This is a genomic window from Clostridium porci (genome assembly GCF_009696375.1).
Taxonomy (GTDB): Bacteria; Bacillota; Clostridia; order Lachnospirales; family Lachnospiraceae; genus Enterocloster; species Enterocloster porci.
This window is the reverse complement of the sequence record NZ_VUMD01000013.1, coordinates 16,660-28,948: the sequence shown is the minus strand read 5'-3', so window position 1 is coordinate 28,948 and position 12,289 is coordinate 16,660. Positions and strand designations below refer to the sequence as shown.

9 protein-coding genes are annotated in these 12,289 nt (G+C 47.2%); all 9 read right to left on the bottom strand.

Translation table 11 applies throughout. The annotated features are described in order from the left end of the window. Positions 1–104: 104 nt before the first annotated feature. Positions 105–2,579 (bottom strand): alpha-L-fucosidase, encoded by a 2,475-nt coding sequence (locus FYJ39_RS14170; protein WP_154473117.1) that lies wholly within the window; start codon positions 2,577–2,579, stop codon positions 105–107. A 557-nt stretch (positions 2,580–3,136) separates the two neighbouring features. Continuing rightward, positions 3,137–4,768 (bottom strand): C40 family peptidase, encoded by a 1,632-nt coding sequence (locus tag FYJ39_RS14165; protein ID WP_154473116.1) that lies wholly within the window; start codon positions 4,766–4,768, stop codon positions 3,137–3,139. A 109-nt stretch (positions 4,769–4,877) separates the two neighbouring features. Then, on the bottom strand, positions 4,878–5,675 hold the full coding sequence (locus FYJ39_RS14160; protein ID WP_178258513.1) for an ABC transporter ATP-binding protein: 798 nt from the start codon (positions 5,673–5,675) through the stop codon (positions 4,878–4,880). Then, entirely contained in the window at positions 5,669–6,607 is a 939-nt protein-coding gene (locus tag FYJ39_RS14155; protein ID WP_195840443.1) for an ABC transporter permease, read from the bottom strand. The genes FYJ39_RS14160 and FYJ39_RS14155 overlap by 7 nt, the downstream gene beginning before the upstream one ends. A 321-nt stretch (positions 6,608–6,928) precedes the next feature. Further along, positions 6,929–7,987 (bottom strand): ABC transporter substrate-binding protein, encoded by a 1,059-nt coding sequence (locus FYJ39_RS14150; protein WP_154473115.1) that lies wholly within the window; start codon positions 7,985–7,987, stop codon positions 6,929–6,931. A 153-nt stretch (positions 7,988–8,140) separates the two neighbouring features. Then, positions 8,141–9,535, bottom strand: a complete 1,395-nt coding sequence (locus FYJ39_RS14145) for a sensor histidine kinase (RefSeq protein WP_154473114.1) — start codon at positions 9,533–9,535, stop codon at positions 8,141–8,143. A 62-nt stretch (positions 9,536–9,597) separates the two neighbouring features. After that, positions 9,598–10,284: a response regulator transcription factor gene (locus FYJ39_RS14140; protein ID WP_154473113.1), complete on the bottom strand. Its 687-nt coding sequence runs from the start codon at positions 10,282–10,284 to the stop codon at positions 9,598–9,600. Positions 10,285–10,435: 151 nt separating this feature from the next. Further along, entirely contained in the window at positions 10,436–11,431 is a 996-nt protein-coding gene (locus FYJ39_RS14135) for a dipeptidase (RefSeq protein WP_154473112.1), read from the bottom strand. 173 nt (positions 11,432–11,604) lie between these two features. Further along, on the bottom strand, positions 11,605–12,183 hold the full coding sequence (locus FYJ39_RS14130; protein WP_154473111.1) for a GHKL domain-containing protein: 579 nt from the start codon (positions 12,181–12,183) through the stop codon (positions 11,605–11,607). Positions 12,184–12,289: the final 106 nt, after the last annotated feature.

Here is a 12,289-nt window from a genome sequence, read left to right as displayed (position 1 = left end):
CTCATAATAAATACAATGGAATCCGTTTCATTTATTTTAAGGTTAGTCTGTTCCAAGGGAAGCAAATTATACATTTATGTATCTCAGAGAATGTCGCTAGCTGCTTATTCTCCTCCTCCGCTCTCCATATCCTTGATGGTAATTTTTGCTGTTTGGTTCAGTCCAAGTATTAAATCCTCGCTTGGCTCTGTAAGCTCAACTGTAAACCATTCATTCCCGGTTTTATCTGTATTTCTCTTTGTCTGCACCTGTGCTGTGGCTTCCGATTCACCATCCTCTAAAACCACCTTTGTAATCAGCTCGGTATTATACGATCCCTGAACAGCATTCCCCGGATTTGGCTCCAGTTTTGCCGTAACTTTACCGGTTGTACCGCCTACACGTATGATTTTTACATCCCTGGTCTCATCTTCATTCATAGTATAGGAGCTTTGCTCCAGGCCAATCATTCCTTTTCCTCCATTGTTGATCACCATCGCTCCATCAATGCCGATTGGCCCATCTTTTACAGTCAAAGTCAAGGTATGATTTCCATCCTCTAAATCTCCTGACTCAAACCATCTCTGCCCGGTTTTCCGTTTTTCAGACCTCGTATTCACAGTGACCGGGGCTTTGCCGTCTATCTGGATTTCTGCCTTTCCATGCCCTGGGTCCAGCGTGCCTAAAAGATATACCTTAGAGCCGTGGAATTTGAGCGTCAGCTTTGCCGAAGGGTTGGCCCATTTGCTTGTGCCACCGGCAAAATTAGACCCATACTCCTGCGTCCATGTGCCCGACTGAACCTGAAAGCCTATTGCGTCAGCTTTATCCGTTTCCAATTCGTCTGTAATATCAATAAAATCCATTCCTGCGGTTACAACCGTCTCTTTCTCAAATTCTCTGGTGGCTTTATATACTCCAACCTCGCTCAGCACAGGCACCTTTCCCTCTGGTGTGCTTACTGTAATCTTAATCTGCCGGGCCTTAAGGACATCGCTTCTGCACAGCCGCTTTGCTCCGATGGTTTGTCCGCTATCCATAAGCATCCAGGGTCCTCTTGTCCCCTTTCGGTATTCTACCCTATAGCTATTAATTCTCTGCCCAAACTGGATCGCTTCTTCGACAGATACCACATCAAATGTCTTTTCCGCTCCAAGATCGATCAAAAGGCTTCCCTCCCTTGTTCCATCTGGGGTAGTCCAATAGGTGTCATCCCTGCCGTCAATGACGTTGCCAGGCTTGAACTGCCTGACGTTCCCTCTTACAGAGGATGCCTTTATGCTGGCTGCCTCATCCTTTGCCAAATTGGTCTTAAATGTATTCTTAACATTCTCCCCAAATTCTGTGACACGCTCTAAAATTGCAGGTTCCACCTTCCCCTTGTCGTTTGGCGGGATATTCAGCAGCAGAGTGGCATTATTGCCTACGGAGTTAAAATACATATCTCCTAACTCCTTAACGGTTTTCGGTGTTTTTTTATTATTTCCCCAAAACCAGCCAGAGGTGATGCGTGCATCCGCTTCCGGAACGGTCCACTGATTGCCCGTTTCAGATCCGACTGTAAATCCATCTTGATTATAACTATTGATTGTTCCAGCGTTATTCTTTCCGCTGCCATTGGGATCCGCAGTGGATTTCGCCCAGGTATTCTTCGCTGCATATCCCTTTTCATTGCCTATCCAGCGTACAGTGGTGTAGCTATCCGCTCCAAAAAGCATGCAGTTGGCTGTGCGGCCCCCAACACCCTTACCCTCATACTTCTGAATCGTCTCAAACCATTTCTTGAAATCGTATTCCTGGTAATTACTGCCAGAGCCTTTCGCTCCGTCCATCCAGACCTCTACGAACTTTCCGTTATTACCATACTTATCATTGGAAAGAATCTCTGTAAGCTGCGTGTTGTAAAATTCATTATAATCCTTTGCGTCCCGCTCCCGAACCTGCTCCCAGTTCAGCCCGTCAATGGGGACGTTTTCTTTCGTTCCATTCCTCTCAACGGTTTTTACCAGGACGTTGCCGTTCTGGTCTTTATATCCGTAGCTGCTGTCATGAATATCCCAGGGCGAAAGGTAAAGCCCCATATCCATATTTGCCTCTGTACATGCTGCTGATATTTCCGCTAGCACATCTCCATTTCCGTTTTTATAGTCCGTAGCCGCAACATCATAGGTTGTGCTGTCACTTGCCCAGATACAAAATCCGTCATGGTGCTTCGCTGTTACAATCAATTTTTTAAAGCCAGCCTCCTTAAGCGTCTGAACTAAGGTTTTTGCATCAAAGCTGTCTTTTAAGCGAAAGATTTCATTTGGAGACTTATCTCCATAGGCCTCTCCCCACTCCACCTCATTAAAGGTATTGGGTCCGAAATGGCAAAAAGCCGCAAGCTCATCCTTCTGGTACTTATACTGATTATCATCCGGTAAAACCGTATCTGCCTGCGGAGGTGCGCCTTCTCCCTGGCTTAACTCCATATCGGAAAGCCAGGAAACACCCTCGTCCGATACCTGCGCCATACTGCCTGTGCCAGAAAAGGCTGAAGCTGTAATTACCCCTGTCAAAAGCAGTATTAACCTTTTTTTGTTCAAATACTTCTCATACATTCTATCCTCTCCTAAACGATTCTGATTTTTTTATTGCTTCCTTCCCGTTGATTGCGAGAATCAGGATACTGATCGCAAATCCGCCGCAGTATAAACCAATCCGGCCTTTTATACACCTCCAATCTCTGATGGTATTGATCCATAAAAATCGTATCAGCCAGCGAAAAACGAATGTAATTTACATGTACTGCATGTCCCGATTCCACACAACACAGGTATTAGTATAATTATACTATTTTATAGTATGAAATATAACTTTAATTTCAAAAATATAGAATAAAAATCAGAATCGCTTTTTCTATTATCTCACTAATGCACATTTTATATTAAATAAAACCCAATTTATCCGTCATCTTGTAATATAACCAAGGGCTTACAAACGGCTGCAAACGATATACGCAACAAGTGCTTTATATGTGATTTCAATCCTTCAGATACCCTTTGTTACACTGAGCCGTAATACCCAGAGCAGGACTTGCCCCTGCTGGATTAGGGCCATGTTTTTACCGCTAAAAAAACCGGCCAGCAAATTCTGCTGACCGGTTTTAAATTTCAATCTAATCGCCTAATACATTTCTGATAGCCACAGGCGACCTGTAATTCCAGGCGGAGATCTTGATACCACTCTTGCGGCTGGCTGCATGTACAATCTGTCCATTGCCGATATACAAAGCAACGTGATTCACCGTACCACTGCTGTTTGCGTAGAAAATCAGATCGCCAGGTCTCATTTCCGAGGACTTCACGGCCTTTCCCATCTTGGCCTGAGCGCCTGAATAATGAGGCAGGGATACGCCGAAGTTCTGCATAACCTTCATCGTAAATCCAGAACAGTCCGCTCCTTTTGTAAGGCTGGTTCCGCCCCACACATATGGGTTTCCTACGAACTGAAGAGCATAGTTTACAATCTTGGAACGGCGGGACGCCGCATTGCTGGCCGCGATCTCAGCAGGAGAGAACTTGATGGCTTCGTTAAGAGCATAGCGTACATCCACGTTATTATCACGGGTGGAAATGTAAGCCTTATCCGCCGTGCTTCCATCCTCTTCATCAATGCTGTCCAGCTCAATCTCCACCCAGCCGTCCAGCTGGGCCAGAACCGGGTATCGCTCGTCCTTGACAATCTGGGTCCATACCTTGGCGTCCGTACTGGGCTCTGTCCGTACATTCAGCACATCCGTGTTGATCACCGCCCGAAGAGAGGCCGTCTCCATGGCAATATCCCTGGCCTCCTGTCCGGTAGCCGTATACTGAGGATCTGATGTAATGTATCCGATAATCGGACCTGATTTAATCTTATACCAGCCGTCCAGGGTTTCCAGAATCTCACCTCCTGCCTTACTTGTCATTTTGCCGATAATCTTACCGTCAGGCTTGGGCTCCTCACGCACATTCAGATAGTTATTTACCTTAGATATAACCAGGTTGTTATACTGGTTGATCGCCATAGCCTTCTTATCCAGCTTACGTCCTTCATTAAGCGCCCAGTCCACATTGGCATAATCAGCGGAAATCCAGCCTTCCTCTATCTGAATCCAGCCCTCCTTCTGACTTACCACCACATAGCGCTCTCCCAGAAGGGCCTGTCCGATAACATTTCCCGGGTCCAAAGCCGGCTCCTGGCGAATATTCAGATTATCTGCAGTAACAATGGCCCTTTTCTTTACCAGCTCCCCTGCCTTCAGCTTCGCCTCAGCCCCTGTCAATAGATACTGGTTGCTGATATATCCCTCCACACCGCCTGAGGTGATATGAGACCAATCACCTTCCGTGCTCAGAATCTCACAGGCTCCGTCCCCTGACAGCTTGCCGGTAATCTTTCCATCTATGCTGGGAGTTTCGCGGATATTTAAGTATCCTGAGACCTGTACAATCCCCAGATTGCTGTACGAATCTATAACCGCCTGCTTCTCCTGTGCTTCTTTGCGGGCCGCCTCCTCCTCTGGCGAAAGGGTCTTTGGCTGTCCTTTGAATGAAGCGGCTCCCGTCCCGTTGGATCGGGCCTCTGCCGGAGAAGCCGCAGCCTTTCCTGACACTGGCTTTTTCAATGCCTGAGCGCCTACTATAACAATACCAACCAGCAAAAAAGCGCCTAAAAGCAAAATCGCATACCGGGGATCAAATCTCTGATTGCGTTTTCTTCTAGCTTTGTTAAGCCTAGACAGATAGTGCTTATTACCATCAAACATACTATGTATCGTCTCCAACTCATTATTGCACACAAATAGCTATACAGCGTAAAGTATACCATAAAACCATATTACAAAATGTAAAAAAATTATTAAATTTACGTTAAGCCTATTTTGACAGCATCATACGGTCATTAGCCAGCTCTTCTCCGCTGGCCTGCGCAAACTTTCTCAAAAGCGCCTCTACTGTAAGCTTTCTCTTTTCCTCTCCCGATACGTCATAGATAATCCGGCCGTTATTCATCATAATCAGACGATTTCCAATTTGAATGGCATCCTTCATATTATGAGTAACCATAAGAGCTGTCAGCTTCTGCTCCGTCACCATCTCATTGGTTAAGTCCAACACCTTCCTGGCCGTCTGGGGATCCAGGGCTGCCGTATGCTCGTCCAGAAGCAGCAGCCTGGGCTTCTGGATGGTTGCCATAAGAAGGGTAAGAGCCTGTCTCTGTCCGCCGGAGAGAAGCCCTACCTTGCTGGTCATGCGGGTCTGCAGCCCCAGCCCCAGCCGGGTCAGCAAATCCCGGTAATAATCCTTCTCCTTTGCTGTGATTCCCCAGCCTAAACCTCTTAAACGTCCCCTTCTAAAGGCCAGCGCCATATTTTCCTGAATCTCCATCCCTGCTGCCGTTCCCTTCATGGGATCCTGAAACACACGCCCGATGTACTTGGCCCGCCTGTACTCCGGCTGTCTGGAAATATTGACCCCGTCAATCTCAATCCTGCCCGAATCAATGGGGTAAACCCCCGCAATCATATTCAGCATTGTGGACTTTCCTGCCCCGTTTCCGCCGATAATGGTAACGAAATCTCCCTCATTCAAGGTCAGACTGATGCCGTTTAAGGCTTTTTTTTCATTGATAGTGCCTTTGTTAAAGGTCTTTTTTACATTGCTCAGAATCAGCACTGCTCTTCCCCTCTTTCTGAATATGATTTATAAGCCGTTAATTTATTTACTGCCACAGGTATGCACAAAGCCAGGGCCACAATTACCGCAGAGAGAAGCTTCATATAATTCGGCTTCATACCCAGCTGTATTACCACCGCGCGAATGGCAAAATAGATAACCGAACCAACGACTGCCGCAACCAGCTTGCACGCAAAGTTTCGCATCCATCCAAAGAGCACCTCTCCGATCACAATAGCCGCCAGGCCGATTACAATCGCTCCCGTACCCATCTGGATATCCGCATAATTCTGGCTCTGGCATACCAGAGCGCCGGAAAGACCTACGAGAGCATTGCTTAGCCCCAAAGCCAGCAGCTTGGTCAAGCCGGTATTCACTCCCAGAGCGCGGATCATATCCTCATTATTGCCCGTAGCTCTGAGGGCACAGCCGATTTCCGTTCCAAAAAACCAGTAAAGAAGCGCTACCGCCGCCAACGCCGTAAAAACGCCTACAAGCTGAGAGGCTTGGGATTCCGTCAGCCCCGTCATGTAAGACAGCTGCTTCATAACCGTATTCACCTTTAAGAGAGAGACATTGCTCTTGTCTCCCATAATCCAAAGATTGATGGACCAGAGCGAGATTTGGGTCAGTATTCCCGCCAGAATGGAAGGAATCTCAAATACAGTATGAAGGATGCCCGTCACAAAGCCAGCCGCCATACCTGCCAGGGCAGCCAGAAGCAGGGCGCCGGCAGGACTGACCTCCTTCGAAATAAGAACGGCACAGACGCAGCCTCCCAGGGCAAAGCTTCCGTCCACCGTCAAGTCTGCAATGTCCAGCAGCTTGTATGTAATATATACGCCCAGCACCATTATCCCCCAAAGAACACCCTGGCCTGTTGCATCCAAAAGGGCAGGCCCCATCCCATGCAGAGAACTTATAATATCCATATTTAACCTCCGTAAACCATTGATTTTAGCTTGTCCTTCCCGTAAATGCCTTGCTCAAACCGCCTTCCTGCTGGCTTCTTTTCAGCGCAGCTTGAGCAAACCATTTATACAATAAATCCGCCCCGTTTTGGCATATTACCCTTGCGCCTCACAGCAGCAGAGTCCCTGCCGGAAGAAAAGAGCTTTCCTTGGTGCATTCCACCCCCCAAGCCCAGCCGCTTAAACAGCCTTAAAACGTCAAAGGGGGCGCTGCCCCGGCAGGAAGCTTTCCTGTCTTCCCCACCGGGACAGCACCTCTTTCATATCCTTCCATCCTTCTGCTTACTTAAGACCTGACACGTCAATTCCCAGTGCAGCAGCCGTCTCATCATTCACTGTAAGCTTACACTTCTCAGCCGGAAGATACTGTATAGGCATATCGGCCGGTGAAGCTCCCTCTGTGAGAATCTTCACTGCCTGCTGTCCGGTCATATAGCCCAGCTGATAATAATCAATACCATAGGTGGCAAGACCGCCGTTCTCTACCATGCCAGCCTCACCGCAGATTACAGGCAGATTATTTTTATTGGCAACCATAGAAACCGTGGACATACCGGCTGCAATGGTATTGTCCGTAGGAGCATAGATAGCATCTACCTTGCCTGCCATTGCCTGAACAACCGTCTGAATTTCATTGGAACTAGACACAGTAAAATCCTTGCTGGACATACCTGCCGCTTCAATAGCCTCCCTTGCTGCAGAAGCCTGAATCTCAGAATTGGACTCAGCGGAACAATACAAAATGCCAATATTCTTTGCATCAGGCAGAATTTTCTGTAACAGAGCAATCTGCTCCTTTACAGGAGTCAAATCAGAAGTACCGGTTACATTGCCGCCTGGCTTCTCATTGGTATCCACCAGTCCGGACTCAGCAGGATCTGTAACAGCAGTAACCAGTATGGGAGTGTCGGAAACAGCGCCTGCCACAGCCTGAGCTGCGGGAGTTGCAATCGCAAGAATCAAATCCTTCTTATCATTGGCGAACTTGGAAGCAACGGTTACACAGGTAGATTGATCGCCGGAAGCATTCTGCTGATCCACCTCATACTTGATGCCAGCGTCATTAAGGGCGGCAATAAAGCCCTCGTTCGCGGCATCCAAAGCCGTATGCTGTACCAGCTGCAACACACCAATCTTATATGTATAACCGCCGGCGGCAGCCTGAGCATCCCCTCCCTCTGCCTTCTGGGAAGCAACCTCCGCTGTGGTTGTACCTGTCTCCAGGGCAGTGGTATCTGCTGCCTGACTTGCAGGCTTTCCGGTTCCGGAAGCGCAGGCAGCCGTAGACAGTACCATAGCCGCAGCCGTCATAAACGCTATAACCTTAGCTGTCTTTTTCATAATAATCTCTCCTCTTTTATAAAAATCTATCCTTCCTCTGGATGCTTTCTATCATACCACCAAAAAATATTTCCGTCAATTTTATTGCTTTAAAATTTTGTGGTTTTAAAGCAGCAAAGGGCATTTTTTTAATACAATCCCCAAATATCCATTTTATGCCTCTGTCATGGGAATGGATACTACAAACTCAGTACCCCTGTCCAGCTTTGAAGTCACGGTAATATTCCCATGATAGAAATTCACAATATGCTTTACAATGGAAAGCCCCAGTCCAGTGCCGCCCTGCTTGCGGCTGCGGCCCTTATCCACCCGGTAAAACCGTTCGAAAATGCGATCCAGGCTGTCGGAAGGGATTCCCATTCCATTATCCTTCACACGGATCACCATATTCCCATCCTGCTCCCTTATACATACCCACACCTGTCCGCCGGGGCGGTTATATTTGATGGCATTGCTCAAAAGGTTTGTGAGAAGCTCATCCATCTGCTGCACATTAGCTTTCAGGCACAGCGGCTGGCAGTCGATATGAAGAAACACCTGACCTGAGGCAGCCTGAGGCTTTAATCTGGCTGCAATTTCCTCCAAAAGCACGCTGATACGCACATCGGACATAGTCACCTCGGCTTCCTTAGCCTCCAGCCTGGATATCATCAGAATATCGTTAATAAGCCCCGTCATACCGGCTGCTTCCTTCTTAATCCGTCTGGCAAAATCCCGCTGCATATCTTCGTCCTGAATCATACCGCCCTCCAAAAGCTCTGCATAACCCTGTATAGAGGTAATAGGCGTTTTCAGTTCATGAGACGCATTGCTGAAAAATTCCTGGCGTATGTGCTTCTCCTTCTCTATTTGTCCCAGATATTCCTTCACCTCCCGTGACATATTCATAATCGTCTCTGCAATCACGTTGATCTCTGGATACTGGTATTGCTCAAAGCAAAGCTGGGTATAATCCTCCTTTGCAGCCAGCATCTGCCTGGAAATATGGCGCAGAGGCCGGGTCACTGAGGAAACAAAGCGGCGGGAAGCCACGATGGAGCAGGCCATGGCAACCAGAAAGCTTATCAGCGCCGACGGAAGCAGCATGGGCAGATATTGGCTGATTCCAGAATAAGGCACAGCCAGCCTGAGTACCATATCTGCCTTTTCGGATCGGCAGGCGACATAGAGCATCGTTTTGCGGAGAGTCTTGGAATACCTCCTGGCATATCCCTCCCCTCGCTCCAAGGCAGTCCTCATCTCCTCCCTGTCCAGATGATTGTCCAGTTTCTCCACGGGCGCGTCCGAATCCGCAATTACCGTCCCGTCTGTCTGCATCAGCGTCACCCGGCTGGAATCCTGAGCTGTAAATGCCTCCAGCTTATTCATCTGAGACAGAATGTCCTTATCATATTCCAGAATACTGTCCAGAGCCTTTATGGTATAGGTCATGTCCCTTCTGGATGTTCTAAGAATCATTGTGCTGCTGGCAAGATAAAAAATGACGCTGTTAAAACACAGCGCCGCCAGCAGTACCAGAATAAATTTTTCCATTATGGCCTTACGCATATTCATTTCCTCCTACTGCCGCTTCTTTTCAGGCCTGAAGCGTATATTTGCATATTATACGCTCAGCCTTCTGCCTTTATCATCCGGTATCCTACGCCTCTCACAGTTTTTATGCAGGAGCCGCCTTCCTCTCCCAGCTTCTGACGCAGGGTACGGATATGCATATCCAGCGTCCGGGTCTCTCCGTCATACTCATACCCCCATATCTGATTTAGAAGCTCATCTCTTGTAACCACACGAGACTGATTCTCCAGAAGATAAACCAGCAGTTCAAACTCTTTTAACGTAAGCTCTGTATTTCTCCCGCTGCTGGTAACTTCTCTTGTTTTTTTATTTACAGAAATGTCCTGGTAGGACAAAATAGCCCGATTCTCTTCTCTCTTTGCCCGACGCAGCAGGCTTCTAATCCGGGCGGACAGCTCCAAAACGCCAAAGGGCTTCACCATATAGTCGTCTGCCCCGCAATCCAGCCCCACCACCTTATCCAGCTCCTTCTCCTTTGCCGTCAGAAGCATAATAGGCAGATTCTTCGCCCCTTCTGTCTGGCGAATCTGGCGGATGGCCGTGATCCCATCCATTCCTGGCAGCATCCAATCGAAAATTGCCAGGTCAGGAGCCTCCTCCTTCATCCTGACAAGTCCCTCCTCAGCAGTCTCAAATCCTTCGACTTCATAACCAAACCCCTCCAACGCAATCTTCAACAGATTTCTGATATTCTCGTCATCTTCTATAATATAAATCCGTTCCATTCCTGTAATTTCCTGCCCTTTCCGGCTCCTTTGCCTAATCTTGTAAACAGTATACCAAATACAAGTAAAATTTGCCCTATGGATATGTAAAATATCTGTAATATTCAGAAATAAGCTAGCCCATCAGAGGTTTCCTTTAATCTATATCTGCCTATAGCACTTCCCTGTACACTCTCAGAACATTTTTATAAAACACCGCTTCTATCTCCGAGGCAGTAAAGCCAGAAGCAGACATAGCGTCGGCCAGCATACCAAGCCTGGAGGCATCCTTCATTTCCAGCTCACCGTCAATACCATCAAAATCCGATCCTAGGCCTATACACTGAATACCTCCTACCCGGCGGATATGCTTCATGTGCTCCACCATGCAGGAAACCTTGCTGACAGCCGTCTCTCCCTCCCCAAAATAGCTGAGGAAATGAGCATAATAGTTAATTCCCATAACACCGCCACGCTCCGACAGACATCGAATCATCCCATCTGTCAAATTCCTGGGATGGGGAGCCAGAGCTCTGGCATTGGAATGGCTGGCTACAAAGGGCTTTCTTGTGAAACGGATCACATCCCAGACTCCTGCGTCGCTCAGATGAGAGATATCTATTATCATACCCAGACGCTCCATCTCCTCCACAAAGCAGACTCCAGTTTCCGTAAGGCCATGCTTCGTGTCAGCCACGGTTTGAAGCTTACCTCCTGGCAGAACCTCCCTTCTGTTTGGAAATGCCAGCTCATTTTGGAAATTCCAGGTAAGCGTCATCATACGCACCCCCAGTCTGTAAAAATTCCTAAGAAAAGCCAGCTTTCCCTGACACACTCCCCCTTCCTCTATAGTAAGAAGGGCCGACATCTTTCCCTCCTTCCAGTTTTTCTCTATATCCTCATAGGAGACTACAATCCCAATTTCATCCTGATGGGCTTCCATCTCTGTATAAAATGTGTCTAAAAGCTCCATGCAGTATTCGAAGGGCCGTCCACCCGCCCGCTCCAGATTGGTATACAGGGCAAAGTTCTGAATACCATAATCTCCGGCCCTCATCTTTTTAAGGTCAAGCATCAAATCATTTTCCAGAATGGATGCGCCGCCTCCCTCCAAATGGTTTTTGTACAGTTCTGATATGGTGTCGCAATGCATGTCAGCTACTTTCATCAGGATTCCTCTTTTCTCATTCTGGTACTGTCAATATATTACATCAAGTCTATCCTGATTCCATCATTCTGTCAATCCTGTCATATTTTCTTTCGTTTCCGCTGTTTTATCCTCAGTACGCTTTATGTCTTTATTGACTATAAGCAACTTTCGCCATAAGCAGACGATTTCTTTCAGGAAATCGATTCCTCCAGGCTTTTCTGAATGTTCAAATAGATGCTCTGCACAAGCCATAGGGTATGATCCTCCAACGCTTCCCAGCAGGCATATTCCCCATGGTACAGCTCTATAATCTTCCGAATACGTTCCATTCCGAAGCCGTACCTTCCTTTTCCCTTTTTTGTGCTTTTCATTTTCGAATTTGTTTTGAGAACAGATTCCTTTATGGTACTTTCCACCTCGATTTCTACTATACCGTTCTCTTTCCTTATGACGATCTCCACCTGGCCTTTCCCATTCATGCTTTTACAAGCTTCAATTCCATTTTTCAGAAGATTGTCAACCAAATTCCCCATATCCATACAATCTATCTCCACCGGACGTCCCAGAACCACATAATGAAACCTTATGTTCTTTTTCCTGCACCTTTGTGCCCCTTTCATAAGAGCTGCATTCAGTCCCTTATTTCCAGTATCTCTTGGCAGCTCCATGCAGCCGTCACACTCCGCTCCTAATTTCCTAACGTACATTTTCGCGTCCTCATATCCTTCTTTTTCCAACAGACCATAAATCGTGTCCAGTTTTACTTCCATGTCATAATGTTACCGAAAGAACATACATTAAAAGCCCGGCAGACACAGAAAAAACTAAAACCTTTATATTTTCTGCGAAACGTGTGATTTATATACTCCAGCGCAA